The sequence below is a fragment of the Nostoc sp. FACHB-152 genome (genome assembly GCF_014697475.1).
Classification (GTDB): Bacteria; Cyanobacteriota; Cyanobacteriia; order Cyanobacteriales; family Nostocaceae; genus Nostoc_B.
In genome coordinates this window covers 1-22947 of record NZ_JACJRV010000079.1, presented here as the reverse complement: position 1 = coordinate 22947, position 22947 = coordinate 1, and the positions used below count along the sequence as shown (strand labels likewise).

Here is a 22947-nt window from a genome sequence, read left to right as displayed (position 1 = left end):
GATTCAGACGTGAGGCATTTTTCATCCCCTATACCCTACACCCTGTTTTTTGTAACCTGTTCCCTAATTTATATGGAAAACATTCCTCCATCACCTTTTTCTGGAATCGCTACATAAGCATCAATTTCAAACAACATCCCGTCAAGTGCAAGTCTAGGAACTGGAATCAGAGTGTTTGCTGGTGGTTGATTTCCCCACAATTTCCCAACTTCACGTCCGAAAGGAATCAATTTATCTTGAGTGTGATTCACTATTAAGACAGTAGTTTTAACAACATCTTGTGGTTCTGCACCAACTGCTGCTAAGGCAAAGCGGAGGTTTTGAAAGGCTTGTACTACCTGTTGTTCATAGTCGTCGGAAACAAGATTACCTTGTAAATCAGAACCAAATTGGCCAGAGATGTAAACAGTTCTTGATTTTGCTGGTGTAACAGCTATATGACTATAGCCATTTCGAGGTGCATTATATAAAGTTGGTGGGTTGATCAATTTCACCTCTTTGCTTTGTTGAGCATTCACTTCCTTTTGTGTTCCCATCACAAAAGCAGCACCTAGTCCGCTACCTCCAAGCCACAAAAGTGCATTTCGTCGTGGTAATTTTGCTGCTAGTGAATTTACAGCACGGGTAATACGTTCAGTCATGAAAGCTCCTTAACTACATAAATATGAGTTTTCTATTTCACTCATACTGAATTCTATTATCCAAGCAGAAGAGTAAAAAAGCACTATCTAATACGAAAATTAAGTAATAATACGTAATTGCAAATGCTGGCTTGTTGAGAAAATAATCGATGCTTAATCTAACTGCAAAGAAATTTTAAAGTGTCGTTATGATATTTCCAGATGTGTAAAGTGCAACTTAAAGACAAAGGGTGTATGCAGAGATTAAACTGCGATCGCTTGCTATCAAGTCGTTACAGACGGCGACAAGTTTTAATGAGAGCTGGAAGCTTAACTGGTTTAATTCCAGGGGTGACAATCATCGCAAAACCAAGCCTAAGCAAAAGCTTAGGGAGGCACAAACCTCTTGAAAAAATTAGATACTTATTGATAATGAACTGTATATAGTAGAGCAGTCTGTAGAGATCGGTTTCGTAGTGTTGGGTGTATAGAAATCAGTAGAATCAAGAGATGCCTTAACCGAATGGTATTGGGTGTGGTTGCTACAAAATCACAAACAATAAAATCTCCAATCATACGCATACATATCCGTATGATTGGAGCAAAAAATTGCATGGTGCAGGCTATAGTGCCTTTATTGCTTTTGAATATAAGGACTGGTGCTGCCGAGCAGCATAGCGTATGAATGCAACAATATCACATCGACTTTTTACGCTCCCAGTTTATCCCCACCACTTATGCCACAGCGCATTGTCAGTACCGCGTGCAAAACAGTCGATGCGGTTGTAACCCCAGGAGACGGCGGCCGGGTCGGAGGTGATCACCCCGCCGAGACTCTCCCAGCCACTCCATTGCGAGCCGTTCCACCACTTGTGCCACATTGCCCTGTCGGTTCCGCGCACAAAGCAGTCGAGGCGGTTTTCTGACCACGAGGCGACTGCTGGCCCTGAGGAAAGTACTCCACCCAAGCTCTCCCAGCCACTCCATTGCGAGCCGTCCCACCACTTGTGCCACATGGCGTTGTCGGTTCCGCGTGCAAAGCAGTCGATACGGTTGTAACCCCAGGAGACGGCAGCCGGGTCGGAGGTGATCACTCCGCCGAGACTCTCCCAGCCACTCCATTGCGAACCGTCCCACCACTTGTGCCACATTGCCCTGTCGGTTCCGCGCACAAAGCAGTCGAGGCGGTTTTCTGACCACGAGGCGACGGCTGGCCCTGAGGAAAGTCCCCCGCCCAGGCTCTCCCAGCCACTCCATTGCGAGCCGTCCCACCACTTGTGCCACATAGCGTTGTCGGTTCCGCGTGCAAAGCAGTCGATACGGTTGTAACCCCAAGAGACGGCATCGGGGTCGGAGGTGATCACCCCGCCGAGACTCTCCCAGCCACTCCATTGCGAGCCGTTCCACCACTTGTGCCACATGGCGTTGTCAGTTCCGCGGACAAAACAGTCGAGGCGGTTGTAACCCCACGAGGCGACGGCTGGCCCTGAGGAGAGTCCCCCGCCAAGGCTCTCCCATCCCGACCACTTTCCAGTTTGAGCTAAAACTCTACCGTAGTTATTATCTTGTCGTAAAATGTCTAGCTGACTGATACCTAAACTTGCTAAAGCAGAGCCAGTAAATTGTAAAAAATTACGTCGTTTAATCCAAGTCATAACAACCTCTAATGTTAGTGAATAAACTCACTTTGCAGTTGCGCCGCTTAGATTTTGAATTCATTTATCCGCAATCTGGCGACTCAGACAGAACAGACTTGTTAAAAAATTGGAATCTTAAAGATAAAAGCTTTTATCTTTCAATACCTTTACCAAAATTAATAACCTAAAAAATTTTTGACAAATATGACAAAACAACCCATATATAAGCATTTAGCTGACAAGATTGAAAGCTCAAACCTTGTAAATGGGCAAAGGTATTGTTAAAGATACAAATTTTTACAATGCTATTTAAGTTGGTACTGTAAATTTGCTAAAAATATTTTTTTAGTTACAAATTTGCTTTTATGCCATTTAAGCTAGCACTGTAAATATACTAGTTCCCTAAATGCTAGTTTTGAGTTGCTTTTAACTGTATGTTAACAGTCTCAGTAAATTTACGATAGTAGGATAAGTTAAAGAAAATCTAAAGAAAAAGGTTGGTTTAAAATACTTGTAATTTTATTAGTAACTACGTTTTATATTGAACATAAAAATACATATTTTGATTTAGAAATAAATATTGATTTATTGTAAAAATAATCAATACTTAATCTAAGTGCAAAGAAATATTAAAGTTACACTGTTATATTTCCCCATGTGCCAAATACAACATGAAGGGAAAGAGTTTATGCAAAGATTAAACTTTGATCGCTTGCTATCAAGTCGTTACAGGAGGCGCGAAGTTTTGATTGGGGCTGGAGGCTTAACAGGTTTAGTCATTGCTAGTCAATGGCCTAAAAAAGTACTCGCCCAGCCTAAATTCTCTAATTATCCCTTTAGCTTAGGTGTCGCCTCTGGCGAACCATTGCCAGATAATGTAGTTTTATGGACACGTTTAGCACCCGATCCACTTAATGGTGGTGGAATGCCAGCATATAATATTCCAGTTCAGTGGCAGATTGCTACTGACGAAAAGATGCGGCAAGTTGTTCAAAGTGGTACAAAAATTGCTATCCCAGAATTTGGACACTCTGTTCATGTAGAAGTCCAAGGACTACAACCTTCTCGATGGTATTGGTATCGGTTTCGGGTAGGTAATGAAGTTAGTCCTATTGGGCGGACTCGCACTGCTCCCGCAGCACGCGCGCGTGTAAATCGCTTCCGTTTCGCCTTTGCTTCTTGTCAAAACTGGGAGCAAGGGTACTTTGCAGCCTATAAAAACATGGCTCAAGAAGATTTAGACTTAGTAATTCATCTCGGTGACTATATTTACGAAGGAGCGCGGGGAGCAACAGCCCTCCGACCTCATGAAGGTGATAGAGAACCAGTCACACTAGAAGAGTACCGCAATCGTCATGCCCAGTACAAAACAGACCCCAACCTGCAAGCGACCCATGCTGCATTCCCTTGGCTAGTCACTTGGGATGACCACGAAGTTGACAATAATTGGGCAGATGAGATTCCTCAAGACCCAGACAAACAATCACGCCAAGCTTTTCTAGCTCGTCGGGCTGCTGCTTTCCAAGCATACTTTGAACATATGCCACTAAGGGAATTTTCCAGACCTAGAGGCATTGATATGCAGCTGTATCGACGTTTAAACTTCGGTAACTTGGTGGAATTTAATGTTCTCGATACTCGTCAATACCGTAGTGATCAGCCTTGTAATGATACTATTGAACCACGCTGTCCACAGGCTTTGAATCCGAATGCTACCTTGACTGGTAGTGAACAAGAGCAGTGGTTATTCCGCAATTTAGAACGTTCCACAGCACGCTGGAATGTAATTGCTCAACAGCTTGTCTTTACTCAGCACGACTGGACAGCAGGGCCAGAGACTGCCTTTAATGTTGATGCTTGGGATGGCTATGTAGCTGCGCGTAGCCGGATTCTTAACTTTTTAGCTACACGCCAGCCAGCTAACCCCGTTGTCATTTCTGGTGATACACACTCTAGTTGGGTAAGCGACTTGAAAGCTGATTACGATAAGCCCACTTCTGCCGTAGTTGGTACGGAGTTTGTCGGCACATCAATTAGCTCAGGCTTTGGTGCTAGCGACAGAATTGAGCAGGCTTTACCTGATAGTCCCTGGATCAAATATTTTAATGGTAGACAGCGCGGTTATGTTGTCTGCGATCTAAATCATCAGCGTTGGCGTACTGATTATCGATTATTGCCTCCATCTCCACAGACTGGGCCTACTGTGTCTGACCCAAATGCCCCAATTGCAACAACAGTCTCGTTTGAGTTACCAAATCAAGGTAGAGTGCAGCGTGTGTAACACAACCAGGGGTTTAACGTGAGTTCGATGAACCTCACCCCAACCCCTCTCCGACGCGGAGAGGGGCTTAAATATGTTTAAAACTCAACACAAAATAAAGGTTTTGAAGCCTCTCTCCTTGCAGGGGAGAGGTTTGGAGAGGGGTTTTTTAGCTCTGTCGAACTCAGGTGGGGTTTAGGGTGTAAGAGAGCAACACTCTTTAAGTCAATCTCAAACATTAAACTTGGCGTGTAAGCTCTGGCAACTACCTATGTGAGTTTTAACAATACTTTTGAGATTAGGCTGGCTACAAACGCCAGCCTTTTTTACATTTCAAGGCTGCTTTTTCTATCTTTAGAAAGTTGTTTAGTTAATTAAAAAGAAATTAATTTACCATCTATAACAGCAACTATTAACTGTCTAACTCAACAGTTTTTATTTTTGAATAGGCTGCTTTATATTTCCATATCTTAGCAAAAGTTTATGCTTATTTACAATAAGGCTGGTTACTTCTAATCAGTTTAATTTTGAGTTTTTGATTAATGTTTAAGCATTTTTGCTAATAAGTAACAAAAAGTAATCTTTTTTAGGTAGTTCATGTTTTGATTTCCTATTATTTATTATTGCTAACGAATGTTGTACCAAAAGCCAATTACAAAGCTGCAAAAATTTATCCAAAAACAAAGCTCTATACATATAGGGATTTTTCTGGCAACTCTCTTAAGCATCATATTGTTTAGTTGGGTAGCACTCTCACAACGACCAGTTACCCTGAATATGTTAATTACTGCCCCGGATGCTCAACCTTGGAGACAGGGTTTAATTAAAGATTTCGAGGCTGATAACCCAGGTATTCGCCTGAACTTGGTTGAAGGGCCGAATGCCACAAATTTGCTGGAAGACCTGTATACTTCATCTTTTATTTTGGGTGAATCTCCTTATGACTTGATCAATATGGATATTATCTGGACATCTAAGTTTGCTGCTGCTGGATGGTTGCTACCTCTAGATAATCGCATTTCTAAAGAAGAATTAGCAGCATTTTCGCCCAAGGATGTAGAAGGGGGGCTTTATCAAGACAAACTGTACAGAATTCCTATGCGTTCTGATGCGGGAATGCTCTACTACCGAGAAGATTTAATCAAACAAGCCGGATTAAAACCACCAGAAACCTTTGATGATTTGATACGAATCTCTCAAACCTTAAAGAAGAAAGATGCCGTAAATTGGGGCTACGTTTGGCAGGGTCGCCAATATGAAGGACTCGTAGCCATGTTTGCCGAAGTTCTCGATGGCTTTGGTGGCTTTTGGGTGAATCCCGACACCCTCGAAGTTGGACTAGACCGACCAGAAACATTAAAAGCGATTGAGTTTCTGCGGAGTACAGTTAGCCAAGGCGTTTCTCCTCCGGGAGTCACAACCTACCAAGAAGAAGACACCAGACGCTTGTTTCAAAGTGGACAAGTAGCGTTTTTACGCAGTTGGCCCTATGCATGGCCTTTAGCCCAAGCAGAAAATTCCCCAATTCGGGGCAAAGTTGGGATTCAACCGATGGTTCACGCTCCTGGTCATACGGGAGCAGCTTGTCTAGGAGGCTGGGGTTTAGGAATTTCTAAATCTTCTCCCCATCCCGAAGAAGCTTGGAAAGCAATTCAGTACTTTACCAGTGAAAAGGCACAGCGCAGATTTATTTTGAACGCAGGTTATGTACCCAGTCGCCGGAATCTGTTTACAGACCCAGAGATTGTTGCTAAATATCCCCACTATCCACTGTTACTAGAGGTTGTGGATAATGCCGTTTTGCGTCCCCCCATCGCTCAATATGCCCAGACATCAGATATTTTACAGCGTTATCTCAGTGCCGCCTTATCCGGTCGCATGAATCCTGAAAAAGCAATGCAAGCTGCGGCTGCGGAAACGCGACGCTTGTTAGGGGCTAGAGGTTAGGGGCTAGGGAAATACTTAATATCTTATGACTAATGACCATTGACCATTGACTATTGACTATTGACCATTGACAAATGACAAACTCACAATCATTGCGAAGTCGAGAACAACGAACAGCCTGGATATTATTAACACCAGCATTACTGCTGCTGTTGTTTGTGTTTGCCTACCCGATTTTACGGGCATTTTGGTTAAGTGTATTTACTAGAAATCTGGGAACAGAGTTACAACCTGTATTCTCTGGTTTTGAAAATTATGTGCGGATGGCGGGAGATGGTCGTTTTTGGCAGAGTTTATCGACGACTGCGGTGTTCACCACAGCATCGGTGATTACAGAACTACTGCTAGGGCTGGGAATTGCCTTAGTTCTCAATCAGGCGTTTTTTGGTCGGGGCTTAGTGCGAACAACGGCGATTATACCTTGGGCTTTGCCTACAGCTTTGATTGGTTTGGCTTGGGCGTGGATTTTTAACGACCAGTTTGGAGTTGTCAACGATATTTTGCGGCGGTTGGGGTTGATTACTACTGGAATTAACTGGTTAGGAGATCCAACACTGGCTATGGTCGCAATAGTTTTTGCTGATGTTTGGAAAACTACGCCATTTATTAGTATTTTGCTGCTGGCTGGGTTGCAGTCGATATCAAAAGACCTCTACGAAGCTTACTCAGTGGATGGCGCAACCGCTTGGCAAAGCTTTCGCAATATTACCTTGCCGTTGCTACTGCCACAAATCTTAATTGCGATGCTCTTTCGGTTCGCTCAAGCTTTTGGGATTTTTGACTTAATTGCTGTGATGACTGGGGGTGGCCCTGGTGGTGCTACAGAAGTGGTGTCATTGTATATTTACTCTACGGTGATGCGCTACTTAGATTTTGGTTATGGAGCAGCCTTAGTAGTGGTGACATTTTTAATATTAATTGCTGCGGTGGCGATCGCTAGTTTCTTGCTCAACAAATATCGTGCCAAAACATCAGGAGCCATCTAATCTATGAGTATAATTCCCCAAGAAATGCCCACGACTCCAAGACAAACAGGCGGGACTAAGTTTTCTCTTAAAAAAATCTTACTGCCCATCATAGTTGCATTCGTAGTCCTATTCAGCCTCGCACCCGCCCTATGGCAATTGTTGACCTCGTTTAAAGTAAATGAAGATATAGCCGCAGTTCCTACGGTGTACTTCCCAACGCGATTTACTTTCAATCACTACATTGAATTATTTACCCGTCGTCCATTTTGGCGGTATATTTTCAACAGTGCCTTAGTGTCGATTACTTCTACAGCTGTTGCACTAGCGATCGGCGCACCTGCTGCTTATGCTTTGGCGCGGTTACGCCCTTGGGGTGAAAAAGTTATCCTCGCAGGTGTGCTGATCGTCACCTTATTTCCGGGAATTCTCTTATTTTTGGGACTGTTAGAAATTATCCAAGCATTGAGATTAGGCAACAATTATCTGTCGCTGATTATCCCCTACACTGCAATTAATTTGCCGTTGACAATTTTGGTGCTGAGAAGTTTCTTTCAACAATTACCAAAAGATTTAGAAGATTCTGCTAGGGTCGATGGCTACAATACTTTTCAATTACTGTGGCAAATCGTTCTACCTATGACTCTTCCCGCCTTGGTGACAACGGGAATTCTCACATTTATTTTTGCTTGGAATGAGTTTATTTTCGCTCTCACATTTATGACCCGTGAAGAGTTGAAAACAATACCTGTGGCTGCTGCTCAATTAGGTGGTGCGACAGTATATGAAATTCCCTACGGCCCGATTGCGGCTGCAACTGTTGTGGGGACTTTACCTTTAATTTTACTAGTTTTGTTTTTCCAACGCCGAATTGTCCAAGGTCTTACTGCTGGTGCTGTAAAAGGCTAATGATACAGCATTTTTCATCTGGATAAAGTACATTTTTCTAGTCTCTAGCCTCTTGAAAAACATTCATACTTCATACTTCATAATTATGGCTAAACTTGAACTCAAAAACTTAAATAAAACCTTTAGTCCTAAAGTTGTTCCTGTTAAAGACGTAAGCTTAACTGTAAATAACGATGAGTTTCTCACATTGCTTGGGCCTTCTGGCTGTGGTAAGTCTACCGTCTTACGAATGATTGCGGGTCTTGAAGAACCTACTCACGGTCAAATCAAGATTGGGGACATAGATGTTACCTATAAACGCGCAAGCGATCGCAATATTGCAATGGTATTCCAAAGCTATGCACTTTATCCCCACATGACAGTCTACGATAACCTCGCCTCTGGACTGAAGCTGAAAAAAGTACCACCAGCAGAAATTAAACAGCGAGTTGCGGAAGTTTCAGAAGTTTTAGGATTAGGCGAGTTAATGAACCGCAAGCCAGGTCAAATGTCTGGTGGTCAAAGGCAGAGGGTTGCAGTCGGTCGTGCTTTAGTGCGTAATGCCGATGTGTATCTGTTAGATGAACCGTTAAGTAACCTGGATGCACTACTGCGAGAACGAGTTCGAGCCGACCTCAAGCAAATTTTTGCCGCCCAAAAAGTGCCAGTTGTGTACGTCACCCACGACCAAACAGAAGCGATGACACTCTCCACAAAAGTTGCATTACTCAACGATGGCTACGTCCAACAACTTGATTCACCTGACCGCATATATAACCATCCAGCTAATTTATTTGTGGCTGGGTTTGTTGGTAGTCCGCAAATGAACTTGCTCACTCTACCTTGCCAAGGACGACACGCAGTACTAGGTAATTTCCAAGTACTTCTGCCAGATTTACCAACCTTACCACCGCAGATTGTCTTAGGAATCCGCCCTGAAAATGTTCGTATTGCTCAACCAGGGGATACTCAGACTATCCGAGGGCGAGTATTTTTAGTAGAAAACTTGGGTATGCACTATTTGGTCAGTGTGAGGGTTGAAGGTTCACAAACCGCAGGAATTACAGTACGTGCTTTGTTAGCAACAGACCAAAACTGGAACGGTGAGGATATTACACTGGCATTGCCTCCTGAAGATATTCACTGGTTTGACGTTCAATCTGGTCATGCTGTTGTTCAGAGGCAAATGGTAGGGAAAGTATGAAGTGTGAAATCAATTGCCGCAAGCAGTGATTGTAAAACACCAAAAAACTCCTCCAATACTTAGAGCTAATTTGTAAACTCAAGTAAAATACTTATCTAACCTGAGTTCGGCATAAGTTGAAACCCTGATGATGCTGTTAGTTTTGAAAGCCCAAAACTCTAATTTATACCAACTCTAAAATGAGGCAACAGATGGAAATTAGGAAAGTCTTACTAGAGCTATTTTACTCATCTTAATGTTTTTTTACACTTGTGGTAAATCCGGGAAATGTACTGCGGCAGTACCGAAATTTCTTAACTAATTAATCATTTCAAGCTATAGGACTAGTATTTGATTTTTGAAAAAAATCAGTACATTGTTACTTGGTTTCTTTTGGGTTGCTTATTGCCTGACTACACAAGTATGTTCAGTAATCAAACCTGATTCCTATATTTGAATAAAAATATGACATAAAAGATTCATTTTCTGTAAAATGTAAGAAAAAATCTGTAATGAATCTACACAATTTCTCTGAATACTTTCCTTCAAGAAAAACTTCTTACCCGAATATCACCGAAAGCTCAAGTTATTCTTAAAAATCAAATATACAACGGTGTATTTAGCACTAGTACAGGCATAAATTAGAAATTTAGAAATGAGTTATTGTGGATAAGTCTTTCTAATTAGGGACATAACAGTTTCAATTATATGCAATATAAAATTTGAATATTTAAATAAATAATTTTACTCTTAACTAAAATATAAAGATAAGTTATGAAATTAAGTCGTTCAACGATTCATCATAACTCAAATAAAATATTAAGAGGAAAGCACCATGAATTCAAAACAAACAAAGTACAACACCCAAATTGAAATTACAGACCTAATTTCAGAAGCAGTAGAGAATGCAGTTATTAGACGTAACCAATCTCTACAAGAAGATGCTTTGTTAGGATTATCCGATGAAGAAGCCTCTGGTGTTGTAGGCGGTCTGATTACATTCAAACCTATTTGTCCGCCGATTATAATGGGGATAATTTTAATAGACCATCAGTTGCCCTTAGCTTAATCCTGAGCCTTCAAGTGTAAATAAAATATATTTTGTGCTGGAGGCTCAATTGATAGAAGAAGATGTTGCGGCGAATAAAAGCACACTTTGCCCAAGTGCTAGACCAGAATTAGAGGATAGTATTGTCTTCGGTTTAATTAGTGGAACGGTAACAGAACCTCGTGTAGCATATCTTAAACAGCCACTGCCTGTTACAGATGAGCTATTAGAGAAAGCTAGTCCTGTAACCCCAACAGAAATCTTTCGTACTGCCGCACCCTGTGCAACCAAAAAATGTCAACATTTTGACGGTCAGAATTGCCGTTTAGCAACAAGAGTTGCAGAAAAATTACCAACTGTAGTCACAGAACTTCCTGCTTGTTCTATACGCAGAGATTGTCGTTGGTGGCAACAAGAAGGTAAGGCGGCTTGTATGCGTTGTCCACAAATTATCACTGACAATTACAACTCATCGGAACTAATGCAAGAAGTTGCATTAACTGAAGTAACTAGTTTTTAGGAGAAAACTATGGCTGTTGAAAATGTCAAAGATTTTTATATAAGACTGGCTAATGATGAAAGTTTCCGCAATCAAATGCAACAAGTTAAAAGCAAAGATGAATGTAGCCAACTGGTAAAAGCATTTGGTTTTGATTTTACCCCAGCAGAGTTTGAAGAATATACAACTCAATTATTAGGGTCAGTTGATGATGAGGGTGAACTCAAAGATTTAGATGAACAAGAATTAGAAGCAGTCTTTGGTGGTGCTTCATCATTAGTTGAAAAAATTCGTATTCAGCCGTTGTATGGGGTGATTATTTGGCCTCCTTTAGAATGTCCTCCTCGACCTCAACCTTTGTACGGGGTTGTACTTAACGAACAAGCCTAGACAAATTTTAGTCTCTGGGACGGAAAAGCAGAACCCGTCCCTGTTTCATAAGTTGAAAAGAGGTTATATTTCATGAGCGATCGCAGAATTAGCTATGCTGTTTGGGAAATCACATTAAAATGTAATCTTGCTTGTCAACATTGCGGTTCGCGTGCAGGCCATACAAGAGCAAAAGAACTTTCAACAGTAGAAGCCCTAGATTTAGTCAAACAAATGGCAGATGTCGGCATCACTGAAGTTACTCTAATTGGTGGTGAAGCTTTTTTGCGTCCAGATTGGTTAGAAATTGCCGCAGCTATTAATCAAGCTGGGATGCACTGCGGTATGACTACAGGAGGCTATGGTATTACCTTAGAGACAGCACGCCGCATGAAAGATGCTGGAATCAAGGTAGTTTCTGTCTCAGTTGATGGCTTAGAAGCAACCCACGACAAGCTTCGGGGAAGACAAGGTTCATGGCAATGGGCATTTAAAACCATGAGTCACCTAAAGCAAGTAGGCATCCCCTTTGGTTGCAATACGCAAATTAATCGTCTTTCCGCGCCAGAATTCCCTAGCATCTATGAACATATCCGCGATGCAGGTATATTTGCTTGGCAAATCCAATTGACTGTACCAATGGGTAATGCTGCCGATAACAGCGAAATTCTGCTGCAACCTTATGAATTATTAGATATTTATCCGATGATTGCACGAGTGGCTCAACGAGCCAAACAAGAAGGTGTACAGTTGCAACCCGGAAATAATATTGGCTACTTCGGCCCCTATGAACGATTTTTGCGTGGAGGGACTGCTTGGTCATTTTGGCAAGGATGCAACGCCGGACTCTCTACATTAGGTATTGAAGCGGATGGTGCAATTAAAGGTTGCCCCTCACTGCCCACTTCAGCATACACTGGAGGTAATATCCGCGACTATTCACTGCGGACAATTATTGAAGAAACAGAAGAACTGCGGTTTAATCTTGGTGCTGGTACTGCAAAAGGAACTGAACACTTGTGGGGTTTCTGTAAGACTTGCGAATTTGCTGAACTCTGTCGTGGTGGTTGTAGTTGGACTGCTCATGTCTTCTTTGACAAGCGAGGGAATAATCCTTACTGTCATCATCGCGCGTTGACTCAAGCAGAACGTGGTATTAGAGAAAGAGTGTTTCTCAAGCATCGGGCAGAAGGAAAGCCTTTTGATAATGGCGAGTTTGCTCTGATTGAAGAAACCCTGGTTGCTCCTTGGCCAGAAAACGATCCACTTCATTTTACAACTGACCATATTCAATGGCCACAAGGTTGGGAGGACGAACACCAGCCAGTAGCATTTTTAGTTAGTTCCAGCCTTTAAGAAATAAAGAGATTCTTGTGCTGATAAAAATTCATGTTCATCGCATAATATTATGACTACTAGTTCTACCTCTCCAGAAAATACTCTAGTTTCCGATAATAGTACTATTAATGATAATGAGGTTCAGATAGACTCTTTATCACCTGTTTTACCTCGCTCTGCTTGGAATAGTCAGATAGCTTATTTACGAGTTTTGTTTAGAGCTAAGAAGGCTTTAGACCGAATAGAGAAAGAAGCAGGTATATTGAGAAATTAAAGATAATTAGCTATAAAATATACAGCAGTCAACAACTTTAAATTTCATACTTATCACTTTTCAACCTAAGATAAATCTTGGGTTGATTTTTTGTAATTTTTATGATGGAAAATAAAAATGACAAAAATGTTTTAAGTAGGTCGTCGTGAATATTTATCGTCAGGATAAGGCAGGAGGCAAGAGGCAGAAGGCAGAAGAGAAGAGGCTTTTAGCTTAATTAATCTTTCGTAACATAGTTAGGTTTTTTCTCACCGACTTACTTAGTTAATTCTCTATTAAATATAAAGTTTTTAATTCTAACAGAAACTAATAAAATATTTTAGATTTTTACCAAAATTTTTTGATATTAAAAATGATTCAAATGTAGCTTTATTGGCACATTTTTTATTGATTTTTACTTGAAATTATAATGAACTATGTATTAGATTATAGTCATGGAATAAGGAAATTTTAAACCTAATTCCAAATAACATAAATTCGTTTAGGAGGATATTTCCAAATGGCTACTATCAAGATTAATGATCTGTGTTTAGAGAATGAAAATTATATGAACGACATATCTGACGGGGAACTTGACATCCAGGGAGGAATTTTGCCACTATTGCTTGGTATTGCTGTAGGCGCACTTGCATCAGAAGTTCTCCATCATCACTTATAAAAATAAGTTTTCCTAATTGAAAATTTGCTCATTCCTGAGACTAAATTTATAGTCTCAGGAACTTAATTACATGAAAATCAGAGGCTAAATTAGCATATATAGCAATACCAAAACTTGTTTTCAAATACTCAAAATTTTATTTAAAAAATTAAACATTATTGTTTCGTCTTGGTTGAATTTATTCTTAATTTTATTTAAATTTATTATTCATCCTACTCATAATTAGTAAAATTTTTATTTTATAGCAACAGCCAAGGTAGTTAGGACACTGGTACAAGGATACAATTTAGACAGCAAAAGACTTTTAGCTCCGTCACCTGTTACCTGTCCACTGCTATAAAATGTAAACAATGATTTTTATCTAAAAAATGATACAACCACTTATAACTCTGCCTTTCGTGATTCCAGATATTTATGCAGGATTTGCAGAAGCTCAAGGGATAATACGAATCGAGGATAATACTTTAATATTAGAATTTGTGATTAGAGACAGCTTAGTAGGTCTGCTTAAGTCGGGTGTAAAGGAGATTAGAATTCCTATCAGCGAGATTGTCTCCGTTACCCTTAATAAAGGTTGGTTCAAGATATCTTTAATCATCAGAACACAAAAGTTGAGCAGTCTGGGCAACCTTCCGAAGCAAGAGGCTGGGCAGATTAAACTTTCTTTATTACGTGAAGATGGAGAAATTGCAGAGAAGTTGGCTTTGTTTCTGAGGCTAAAAATATCAGAGGAAAAGCTGAACTTGCTAGACGGCACTTATATTTAATAAGAAATTTCAGCAAATATATAGGAATCCGGTTTGATTAATTAACATACTTGTGTATTCAGGCAATAGGCAACAGTAAAAAAGGCAGGTAACATATTAAAAGCGTGAAGGCGAGGAATAGTAATACTTTTACCTCATGCCTCCTGCCCTCTGCCTCCTACTATACTAAACAGCTTGTATGCTGAATTCAAAATTACTCACAATTTCAACTTGTTCAATTTGTTTTTTTGTCCATTCTGCAAATAAATCTAACAAAATGTTAGACCGGAGCTTCTCATTTAATTCAGCTTGAATAATTTCCTCTACCAAAATTAGATGTATTCCCTGAGAAGATACAACAGGCTTGAGAAGCTGCGGGGGTTTAGCAGAAAAAACAGCAGTAGAAATCTCTGGTTTTAAATCTTTGCGGCGTACCATACCCAAATATCCACCTTTGCGGCGCAATTCTACATCCTGAATATATTTGTGAGCAACATCATAAAAACTCATCTCACCTTCCTTAATCGCATAGAATAGCTCTAAAGCTAAATCTTCATCATCTAAAATAATTTCATACATGACCACGCCAACATAATTTAGTTGGTTGTCAAAGAAATAGGGTTCAACTTTATCAGCAAAAAGATAACTAGCTAACTTTTTAGAAATGAGACTGATGTGAGCTATTTCTTCAAAATCACTGATAGATAAATTATATTTTTCTAACCATTTCCAGGTATTTTCAGCACTATCTAGTTTATTTACTAACCGTATTTGGTCTGCTGCTTTTTGAAGTTCTTCAACTTCTACTGTAATTCCCGCTTCTTCAGCAGCAGCTATCAGTACCTTACGGCGAACAATTTGTTCAATTATTTCAGGAGTTTTACAAGATATCTTAACTTGATGAAGAATATCTTCGTTGCTAATAATGATAGATTGTAACATAAAATTTCTCCTAAAATTTGTTAATTAAATCAAACCCTGAAATGCAATATAGAAGATATTAAAGGTCAGAAAGACAATGATATTTTCTACAATTTCACTCCTCCCTGCTGCAATTTCTTAAAAGGATCAAGTATAAAATCAATAATCCGACGCTGACGCACAATCACTTCAGCTGTAGCCGTATCGCCTGGACGTAAAGGAATACACTTATCACCAGAGGGAATGCAATCTTTATTAAGTGCAATTTCTAAGTTGTAAGCTGCTACCTTACCATTAGGACTATCTACCTCTACGGTATTAGGAGAAATTTTGATTAACTGTCCAGACACGACTCCATAATCTTGAAACGGATAGGCATCAAATTTTAGCTTTACTGGCAATCCTATTTGTAAAGAACCGCTTTCAGTAGTCGCCATTTGCGCTCGAATTATTAAAGGCGAATTTATCGAGGCGATTTCTGCAACCATTGTGCCTAATTGGACAACAGACCCGGCTTTTTGAATGGGTAATTGAAACAATGTACCACTGACAGGTGCTTTTAATTCTCTTTGTCCTAGTTGAAATTTCAAGGAATCAATCTGACTCTTAGTTTGAGCAATATCTGATTTGAGAGCAGTAATATCTGTTTCTAAATTTTTCTGTTGTTCGGTAATTTTTAGCACAGCTAGCTCACCGGAACGAGTTAAAGTTTGATAACCTCTTTGTTGTTCTTTTAGCCGCAACTTCGCCTGTTCAATATCAGCATTAGCTTGGCGAATATTTCGCTCATAACTACTTTTTTGTTCTTGCAGTCGCAATTTAGCCTGTTCAATATCTGACTTAGTTTGTTCATACAATTTTTGTTTTTCTTTAGCGATATCTTGCTTTTCTACAAGATTAATTTCTGGAATAACACCTTCTTTATTTAGTTTGCTATAGCGTTGCACTTCTCTCTGACTACTGGCCAAACTACTCTCAACTAATTTGCTAGTGTTTAGACTATTTTCTAAAGTTTGTTGTGCCTGATTGACTTGAGATAATCTTTCTTCTTTTTGTAATTCATAGGCATTATTCAACGTCATAACATTCTGTTGTGCTTGGTCAACTTGAGTTTGTTTTTCTAACTGTTGCGATTGATTTTGTTGCTGTTGGGTTGTTAAAGATATTATCAACTGATTTTTGGATGAGTTTAATTGAGAAAGTCGATTTAATTGCCCCTCTAGCTTATCTTGAGCCTGACGTAATTCCGCTTTGATTAATTCCGATTCTAACAGTAATAATGTCTGTCCTGCCTTAACAAAATCACCCTCTTTAACTCGAATTTCAGCAACAGTACCAGCTACAGCAGCATCCAGTTTAATTGTCTTATCTTTAGGTTCTGTTCGTCCTCTAGCTGTACCCGTCTCATCAACTTTAAATAGTATTGCCCAAGGTAAAAATATAGAGACAAATATGACTAAAAAATATAACAATCCCCTAGTCCAAACCTGGGGCAAACTATCAAGTGATTCTTTGGTTATTTCTGACCAGTCATCAGTCTTTATTTCCTGGGTTGGTTGCAATGATACTTCTTGATGTAGTGGAGCTTCAGATAGTGATTTTGTTACTCTTCCATTCCATACACTTGCCATATTTTTTGATGCTTTTGTTAAAATTTAAGGGTTCAGGGAGTTTTCAGAGTCAGGAATATCCCGACCCTAATTTTTATCCAGTAACATCAGCCTGCTGTTGATTTAGATAGAAATAATGCCCGCGTTTTGCCATTAATTCTGCATGAGTTCCACTTTCAATCAACACACCCTTATCTAACACCAAAATCAAATCAGCATTCCGCACTGTAGAAAGACGATGGGCAATTATCAAACTACTTCTTCCCTTGAGAATTGTATTAAAATTTTTCTGAATAATCCTTTCTGACTCTGTATCCAAATGGGAAGTTGCTTCATCTAAAATCAACAGTTGCGGATTTCCTAATAAGGCTCTAGCAATAGCTATGCGCTGTCGTTGTCCACCAGATAACAACCCCCCACCTTCCCCTATTTGAGTTTCATACCCCATTGGTAATTTTGTAATAAATTCATCTGCCCCTGCTAGTTTTGCAGCTTCAATTACCTCTGTTAATGTTGCACCTGGATGCCCTAAGCTGATATTTTCTCGAATTGTGCCACCAAATAAAAAAGTATCTTGATCAACTACCCCAACCTTTTGGCGAAAGGAACGTAGGGAAAGACTATTAATATCTTGGCCGTCAATTAATACTTTACCGTCGGTAGCAGGATACAACCCCAACACTAGTTTAGAAATAGTAGTTTTTCCTGAACCACTACGTCCTACTAACGCTACCATTTGTCCAGGCTTCACTTCAAAACTGAGATTTTCTAAAATATTGACATCGCTTTCTGGGCGATAGCGAAAGGTAACATGATCAAAGCGAATCTGACCTTGAAATTGCGGTAAATTTTGCCGTGTTTGATGTTGTAAGTCTTCCTCTGGTTCAGCATCTAATACATCATTAATCCTTTCTACGGCAATGACTACTTCCTGCAATTGATTCCACAAGACTGTTAAACGTTGGAAGGGCGTAATAATACTGCCCAGTAGCATATTAAATGCAACTAATTGCCCAATAGTTAGTTGATTGTTAATTACTAAATGCGCTCCAAACCACAGTAATGCAGTAGTGACTATTGCTTGAATTGTGTTACTAAAAATTTGCAAGCGATTGCTGATAATTTGCCCAGAGAAATTTGTTTTAATCTCTTTGTTTAATAACTCTTCCCAATGCCAACGTACTGTTTGTTCTACTGCTGTAGCTTTGACTGTCCGTATACCTGTTAAAGTTTCGATTAAGTAGCTACTCTCTTTGGCAACAGCATTAAATATTTCTCTAGAAGTCTTTTGCAAAAAAGGTGTGGCAATCAAGGCTAACAAAGCAAAAGGTGGGATAATTACCAACACCAACAATGCCATTTTCCAACTGTACCAAAACATTAATCCTACATAGATAAAAACTGTGAATAAATCTAGCAGGATTGATAATGCTTCGCCAGAAAGAAAGCGTTGAATTTTGCGGTTTTCTTGGACGCGAGAAATAATATCCCCGACATAACGAGACTCGAAGAAATTTAAGGGTAGCCGCAGAGTATGGCGAATAAACCCAACAATGAGTGCTAAGTCTATGCGGTTGGCTGTGTGGTCGAGCAGATATTGGCGTAATCCTGTCATCGCCACGCGGAAAAGATTAAACATCAACAGCCCTAAGCCTACTGCTGTTAAGGTTAACTCCGATCGCTGCACTACTACTCGGTCTAAAATTAACTGGGTAAATAGGGGAGTAATCAGTCCAAATATTTGGATAAATATCGAAGCAATTAATACTTCTAGCATTACCAAAGAGTGAGGCTTCATCAACTCAAAGAATTGCCAAAAAGGTGTGGAGGTTTCTTTGGCATCCTTCAGCATGGCTGTTGGTTGCAGTAGCAATGTATAACCAGTCCAGTCGGCTTGAAATTCGGCGTGGCTGAGGGTGCGTTGACCAATGGCCGGGTCAGCGACGATGACGTGTTTAGGAGTAATTTCGTAGACAACGATGTAATGTTTGCCTTCCCAGTGAACAATAGCAGGCAATTTTTGCTTCGCCAACTGCTTTAAACTACCTTTCACAGGTCTTGCGGCAAAACCAAGACTTTCTGCTGCTGATAATAACCCGCGCAAAGATGCGCCATTGCGGTCTACATTGGCAATATCTCGTAAACGGTTGACACTAAAGTTTTTTCCCCAGTAGCGGGACACCATCACCAAACAAGCTGCACCACAATCTGAACCACTCTGTTGAGCAAAAAACGGATAGCGCCTTGTCACTTTCTGCCATAAATGCCCAGCTTGTTGAGTGGGGTTAGGAAAATAGGCTTTACTAATCTTTTTTTGGTGCGCTGCTGACGCAGAGGTTGACACAATATTTGCATCAACTAGAGTTTTTTGGGCTGGTTCCGGCGACGGCGGGGAGTTTATTAATCCTGGACTACGAGAAAGAGACTCAGCCCACAAATGCTTGCGGATTTGAGGATACTTAGCCATCAATGGCAACAACACCTCACCTGATACAAAGCAGAGATGCAAATTTACTGAAGCCCTGGCAGCGTAAGGCTTAAACTCTGCATCTGGGAATAAGGTAAATTGTCCAAATGCAGCCCCAGCCTCCAGTGTGGCAATTAACTCACTTCCTGCATCTAGCAATCTCACTTTCCCTGTGATGACGATATAAATACCTGATTCTACATCTGTTCCTTGCCAAAACTTGCCGAGTTTTGGGGTGATAAATTTAGCTTGGCCCAGACAATGCTGGAATTCGGCAGGGGTTAGGGAATGCCCCAAAATGTGGCTCAATTGTTCCAGAGAAACTAAGGGATCGGATAGATTTTGCACCATAAATGTCTGAATCTTTATCTAATTTGACAAAGTTCATCGGCATAAATTCGTCGTTATCCGGGATATCTGCCGATTTTAGGTCTCCAATTAAGATTTTGGAATTATGTTTGTTCTCATTGGTGTTGCCTTCGACATTGCTGGGTTTTGGTCTTGTGGACAATCCCATCTGTTTGAGCAGTCGTTTGATATGGCGATCGCTCACTGCCATACCAAATTCTTTTGTAAGATGTTTCTGAAGCCAGTTTGTTGTCCACCGTCGGAAAGAATAACCATAATCACGAGGACTATGACTAATTAATTCCCGCAAACGCTCTAAATATTGTTCATTTACTGTCTTAGGTCGCCCAATTGCACAATCTTGCCATTGGTGTGCCATTCCAGCGCGGGCTATATGCGTCCAATGCCTGACTGTGGCTGGACAACAACCCAACATTTCACAAATTTCAGTCTGAGTTTTTCCTTGATCTGCCAGCAACATGATTTGAATCCGTTGGTGGTACGACCTCGGTAAATCTTCTTGTAAACTTTTTTGCAGCATTTTACGCTGAAACGTTGTTAAAAACTTACCTTCTGAATTATCTAATCTTTGAATTTCAGGTGTTGATTGATATGGTGACATACTTAAAATAGATTGTATATTTTTAGCGTAACTACTGAAAAAAATCCCAGATTATATGTATACACCTCAATTAAGAAAGGAGGAAACACCACGTTATGAAAGACAATAAGCAAATAGATAGTTATTAAATTCATAACACCTAAGAGCTTTTACGGAATTTTTTGAGTTTTAATTAAAAAATTTAATTATCCACCAGATGTTGTCTTTTATTGGTTGAAGTACTTCCGGCTGCATCGGTTTGAGTCCCAGCCTTAAACCCTACGGTGTACACACAAGTCGAGAAATCCTACCTGATACCGTTTCCGTACAAAAATGCAACGCCTGTTTAAAAACTTTGACGCTCGACCCCGACTGTTAATTTCTGCCTTAATTTCTTTGTTGATTTGGCTGTTCATCCCAAGCTGGTTACATCTAGCTCCTCGAATCCTTTGTGCCTGGAATGTGGGAACTAGCTGTTTCTTAAGTATGACGTTGGCAAAGATGGTGAAAGCAACTCCAGACAAGATGCGGCGTTATGCTCAAAATGAATATGAAGGGCGCGTGGGTTTGTTTACACTCATCATTACTGCTGCCTGTATCAGCGTCTTTGCGATCGGATTTTTGCTCAATGATAAAAAAGGTATTTCGCCAATTCTATTAACGTTACATATTATTCTCTCAATAACTACAATTATCAGTTCTTGGCTACTGGTGCATACACTGTTTGCACTGCAATATGCACATAGTTACTATCACAGTGTTAGCCACAACGGTCATGAACAAGCAGCTGGCGGACTCGATTTCCCAGATGACCGTGACCCAGATTATTGGGACTTTTTATATTTTTCTTTTGTAATTGGAATGACGAGTCAAGTATCAGATATTCAGACAAGATCACGTTATATGAGACGTTTGGCTTTAATACACGGAGTGCTGTCTTTCTTTTTTAATACTAGTATTTTGGCGATGAGTATTAATATTATTGCATCGCTAATCTAATTAAGTAACTTGAGTGTTACAAAAGAAGAACTTAAAGTTATCAAACTACAAAAGCAGATTTACCAGGAGATAGCTTTGTCAAAAATCAACTTTGTAAAAAAACACCTTACAGCCATTGGAGTCGCTCTGCTGGCAATGACCATCACTGCTTGCGATAACTGGGCTAAATCACAATCACCATCTGCCAATAACCCAAAAGTAGCCAATCTTTCAGATACGTCCACTTCAACTTCCCCGCCTGTCTCTCCCACACAAAATGCGGCGAATTCCCAATCGCAGGAACAACAAGCCGTCCAAGTTATTCATGATTATTACGATGCGATCGCCCGCCAAGACTATCAACAAGCTTACTTGGCTTGGGATGGAGATGGATCTGCCAGCAAGCAGTCGTTTGAGGAATTCAAGCAAGGTTTTGCTAACACTGTATCTGTTAATGAAGAGGTTGGAAAACCAGGAAGACTAGAAGGGGCGGCAGGCTCGCTATATATTGAAATTCCAGTTACTATTACTGCTGTTACTACCAATGGGACTCCGCAACGATTTAATGGTAGTTATAAACTGCGACGAGTTAATAACGTTCCTGGCTCAACTCCAAAACAGCGTAGATGGCATATTTACTCGGCTAATATTTCACTTGAGCAGTAATTGACTCTAGCAAAATCCTGAATCATTAACTCAGATATAATTCACAGCAGACTAAACCTTACTATGACCACTTTGTCAACAACCAATTAACTCCAGTGTAGCGATCGCGCTAGACATAGGAAACATTGCCAAACAAATCGATTTACTGAGTTTAGCCTGTGACTTTTTTACTCTAATTTCCTAAGATAATTGTAGAGAAAATTTATACAATTCGGAAATTTCACAATCATGGAACCTAAATTAGAAGACATCTCCAACAGTCCTAAGCGCCGTCAAATTCTTCAAACTGCTCTCACCTTTGTGACTGGTTTAACCACAACATCACTTATATCTTTTTTAATACCAAAATCTACAAAAAAAGCACAAGCAATTGTTGTGCAAAGACCGAATGAGTTTGAACTCAAAGGCAAAGATACTCAGATTAAATATTCTATAATCAACGATGTTCCACAGCTTAATTACAGAACTCAAAAGACTTCTGTCCGTTTCAATGGCGATGAGATTAGTAGATTAACTACTGATATTGGCACACTTATTACAGTCATTCTCAGCAAACCAAACCCTGATATTGGAGGAAATATAGTTAAATTCAGCTTTTTATTACCCACTATTAACCTACCTATCGGTGATGGAGAAACTACTGTCCAAACTCAGGCGGTTCTTACAACCGAAAAAACATCAGGATTAATCCGAAGACCGATATTTGGACAATTTCAATCTTATGAAACTTTCATACTCAATGGAACTGCTAGATACCGCTAGGTTCAACAACCATAAACCTTGGAGTCTGGCAAATTTAGCTGGTATACAGCGACTCAAAAACCTTGCGGGGGGACAAAATGGTCTAGAATGCTTATCTTACAAAGAGTGTAGCAATTTGTGGTAAAAGAAAAAGAGCATTTATTCGCAATAAGCTCTATTTAA

At 40.1% G+C, this 22947-nt stretch carries 21 protein-coding genes; 15 read left to right on the top strand and 6 right to left on the bottom strand.

Features of this window, described 5'->3' with window-relative positions; all coding sequences use genetic code 11:
- Positions 1-68 precede the first annotated feature (68 nt).
- Together H6G76_RS30255 and H6G76_RS38300 are read right to left on the bottom strand one after the other, a co-directional pair.
- Positions 69-641 (bottom strand): RidA family protein, encoded by a 573-nt coding sequence (locus H6G76_RS30255; protein ID WP_190709251.1) that lies wholly within the window; start codon positions 639-641, stop codon positions 69-71.
- Positions 642-1342: 701 nt separating this feature from the next.
- The gene (locus H6G76_RS38300) at positions 1343-2041 is read right to left on the bottom strand and encodes a hypothetical protein (protein ID WP_199337586.1); all 699 of its coding nucleotides are present in this window, start codon (positions 2039-2041) and stop codon (positions 1343-1345) included.
- Between the two features lie 904 nt (positions 2042-2945).
- On the opposite strand from H6G76_RS38300, the gene H6G76_RS30245 reads away from it, so the two are divergent.
- The 12 genes from H6G76_RS30245 to H6G76_RS30190 all read left to right on the top strand — a co-directional run bounded on the left by H6G76_RS30245 (position 2946) and on the right by H6G76_RS30190 (position 14453).
- Entirely contained in the window at positions 2946-4538 is a 1593-nt protein-coding gene (locus H6G76_RS30245; RefSeq protein WP_190709247.1) for an alkaline phosphatase, read from the top strand.
- A gap of 612 nt (positions 4539-5150) precedes the next feature.
- A complete protein-coding gene (locus H6G76_RS30240; RefSeq protein ID WP_190709245.1) occupies positions 5151-6464 on the top strand; it encodes an ABC transporter substrate-binding protein in 1314 nt (437 codons plus the stop codon).
- Between the two features lie 74 nt (positions 6465-6538).
- Entirely contained in the window at positions 6539-7450 is a 912-nt protein-coding gene (locus H6G76_RS30235; RefSeq protein ID WP_190709243.1) for a carbohydrate ABC transporter permease, read from the top strand.
- A gap of 3 nt (positions 7451-7453) precedes the next feature.
- The gene (locus tag H6G76_RS30230; protein ID WP_190709241.1) at positions 7454-8338 is read left to right on the top strand and encodes a carbohydrate ABC transporter permease; all 885 of its coding nucleotides are present in this window, start codon (positions 7454-7456) and stop codon (positions 8336-8338) included.
- Positions 8339-8423: 85 nt separating this feature from the next.
- Positions 8424-9521: an ABC transporter ATP-binding protein gene (locus H6G76_RS30225; protein ID WP_190709239.1), complete on the top strand. Its 1098-nt coding sequence runs from the start codon at positions 8424-8426 to the stop codon at positions 9519-9521.
- Between the two features lie 814 nt (positions 9522-10335).
- Positions 10336-10569 (top strand): hypothetical protein, encoded by a 234-nt coding sequence (locus H6G76_RS30220; protein ID WP_190709237.1) that lies wholly within the window; start codon positions 10336-10338, stop codon positions 10567-10569.
- A gap of 34 nt (positions 10570-10603) precedes the next feature.
- Positions 10604-11068 (top strand): nitrogen fixation protein, encoded by a 465-nt coding sequence (locus tag H6G76_RS30215; RefSeq protein WP_313934856.1) that lies wholly within the window; start codon positions 10604-10606, stop codon positions 11066-11068.
- Between the two features lie 9 nt (positions 11069-11077).
- Entirely contained in the window at positions 11078-11437 is a 360-nt protein-coding gene (locus tag H6G76_RS30210) for a Nif11-like leader peptide family natural product precursor (protein WP_190709235.1), read from the top strand.
- A gap of 72 nt (positions 11438-11509) precedes the next feature.
- A complete protein-coding gene (locus H6G76_RS30205; RefSeq protein WP_190709233.1) occupies positions 11510-12772 on the top strand; it encodes a nif11-class peptide radical SAM maturase 3 in 1263 nt (420 codons plus the stop codon).
- 52 nt (positions 12773-12824) lie between these two features.
- On the top strand, positions 12825-13028 hold the full coding sequence (locus H6G76_RS30200) for a hypothetical protein (RefSeq protein WP_190709231.1): 204 nt from the start codon (positions 12825-12827) through the stop codon (positions 13026-13028).
- A 499-nt stretch (positions 13029-13527) separates the two neighbouring features.
- On the top strand, positions 13528-13686 hold the full coding sequence (locus tag H6G76_RS30195; RefSeq protein ID WP_190709229.1) for a hypothetical protein: 159 nt from the start codon (positions 13528-13530) through the stop codon (positions 13684-13686).
- A gap of 368 nt (positions 13687-14054) precedes the next feature.
- On the top strand, positions 14055-14453 hold the full coding sequence (locus H6G76_RS30190) for a hypothetical protein (protein ID WP_190709227.1): 399 nt from the start codon (positions 14055-14057) through the stop codon (positions 14451-14453).
- Between the two features lie 165 nt (positions 14454-14618).
- Here the strand turns inward: H6G76_RS30190 and H6G76_RS30185 are convergent, their stop codons facing one another.
- The 4 genes from H6G76_RS30185 to H6G76_RS30170 form a co-directional block, all read right to left on the bottom strand.
- Complete coding sequence (locus H6G76_RS30185; protein WP_190709225.1) at positions 14619-15374, bottom strand: peptidylprolyl isomerase; 756 nt, start codon at positions 15372-15374, stop codon at positions 14619-14621.
- Positions 15375-15460: 86 nt separating this feature from the next.
- Positions 15461-16984 carry an HlyD family efflux transporter periplasmic adaptor subunit gene (locus H6G76_RS30180; protein WP_190709223.1) on the bottom strand — a complete coding sequence of 508 codons (1524 nt, stop codon included), beginning with the start codon at positions 16982-16984 and terminating at the stop codon, positions 15461-15463.
- 73 nt (positions 16985-17057) lie between these two features.
- On the bottom strand, positions 17058-19781 hold the full coding sequence (locus H6G76_RS30175) for a peptidase domain-containing ABC transporter (RefSeq protein WP_190709221.1): 2724 nt from the start codon (positions 19779-19781) through the stop codon (positions 17058-17060).
- Positions 19675-20400: a helix-turn-helix domain-containing protein gene (locus tag H6G76_RS30170; RefSeq protein ID WP_190709219.1), complete on the bottom strand. Its 726-nt coding sequence runs from the start codon at positions 20398-20400 to the stop codon at positions 19675-19677. The genes H6G76_RS30175 and H6G76_RS30170 overlap by 107 nt, the downstream gene beginning before the upstream one ends.
- A gap of 312 nt (positions 20401-20712) precedes the next feature.
- On the opposite strand from H6G76_RS30170, the gene H6G76_RS30165 reads away from it, so the two are divergent.
- From H6G76_RS30165 to H6G76_RS30155, 3 genes are all read left to right on the top strand, one after another.
- On the top strand, positions 20713-21378 hold the full coding sequence (locus H6G76_RS30165) for a DUF1345 domain-containing protein (RefSeq protein WP_190709217.1): 666 nt from the start codon (positions 20713-20715) through the stop codon (positions 21376-21378).
- Between the two features lie 9 nt (positions 21379-21387).
- On the top strand, positions 21388-22023 hold the full coding sequence (locus H6G76_RS30160; RefSeq protein ID WP_190709215.1) for a hypothetical protein: 636 nt from the start codon (positions 21388-21390) through the stop codon (positions 22021-22023).
- A gap of 228 nt (positions 22024-22251) precedes the next feature.
- Positions 22252-22785 carry a hypothetical protein gene (locus tag H6G76_RS30155; protein ID WP_190709213.1) on the top strand — a complete coding sequence of 178 codons (534 nt, stop codon included), beginning with the start codon at positions 22252-22254 and terminating at the stop codon, positions 22783-22785.
- The last annotated feature ends 162 nt before the right edge of the window (positions 22786-22947 follow it).

Coding starts and splice junctions, on each gene's coding strand:
- H6G76_RS30255 (WP_190709251.1), bottom strand. CDS start 641: ATGACTGAACGTATTACCCGTGCTGTAAATTCACTAGCAGCAAAATTA.
- H6G76_RS30165 (WP_190709217.1), top strand. CDS start 20,713: ATGCAACGCCTGTTTAAAAACTTTGACGCTCGACCCCGACTGTTAATT.
- H6G76_RS30210 (WP_190709235.1), top strand. CDS start 11,078: ATGGCTGTTGAAAATGTCAAAGATTTTTATATAAGACTGGCTAATGAT.
- H6G76_RS30155 (WP_190709213.1), top strand. CDS start 22,252: ATGGAACCTAAATTAGAAGACATCTCCAACAGTCCTAAGCGCCGTCAA.
- H6G76_RS30180 (WP_190709223.1), bottom strand. CDS start 16,984: ATGGCAAGTGTATGGAATGGAAGAGTAACAAAATCACTATCTGAAGCT.
- H6G76_RS30185 (WP_190709225.1), bottom strand. CDS start 15,374: ATGTTACAATCTATCATTATTAGCAACGAAGATATTCTTCATCAAGTT.
- H6G76_RS30190 (WP_190709227.1), top strand. CDS start 14,055: ATGATACAACCACTTATAACTCTGCCTTTCGTGATTCCAGATATTTAT.
- H6G76_RS30220 (WP_190709237.1), top strand. CDS start 10,336: ATGAATTCAAAACAAACAAAGTACAACACCCAAATTGAAATTACAGAC.
- H6G76_RS30235 (WP_190709243.1), top strand. CDS start 6,539: ATGACAAACTCACAATCATTGCGAAGTCGAGAACAACGAACAGCCTGG.
- H6G76_RS30230 (WP_190709241.1), top strand. CDS start 7,454: ATGAGTATAATTCCCCAAGAAATGCCCACGACTCCAAGACAAACAGGC.
- H6G76_RS30175 (WP_190709221.1), bottom strand. CDS start 19,781: ATGGTGCAAAATCTATCCGATCCCTTAGTTTCTCTGGAACAATTGAGC.
- H6G76_RS30205 (WP_190709233.1), top strand. CDS start 11,510: ATGAGCGATCGCAGAATTAGCTATGCTGTTTGGGAAATCACATTAAAA.
- H6G76_RS30200 (WP_190709231.1), top strand. CDS start 12,825: ATGACTACTAGTTCTACCTCTCCAGAAAATACTCTAGTTTCCGATAAT.
- H6G76_RS38300 (WP_199337586.1), bottom strand. CDS start 2,041: ATGTGGCACAAGTGGTGGAACGGCTCGCAATGGAGTGGCTGGGAGAGT.
- H6G76_RS30195 (WP_190709229.1), top strand. CDS start 13,528: ATGGCTACTATCAAGATTAATGATCTGTGTTTAGAGAATGAAAATTAT.
- H6G76_RS30225 (WP_190709239.1), top strand. CDS start 8,424: ATGGCTAAACTTGAACTCAAAAACTTAAATAAAACCTTTAGTCCTAAA.
- H6G76_RS30240 (WP_190709245.1), top strand. CDS start 5,151: ATGTTGTACCAAAAGCCAATTACAAAGCTGCAAAAATTTATCCAAAAA.
- H6G76_RS30245 (WP_190709247.1), top strand. CDS start 2,946: ATGCAAAGATTAAACTTTGATCGCTTGCTATCAAGTCGTTACAGGAGG.
- H6G76_RS30170 (WP_190709219.1), bottom strand. CDS start 20,400: ATGTCACCATATCAATCAACACCTGAAATTCAAAGATTAGATAATTCA.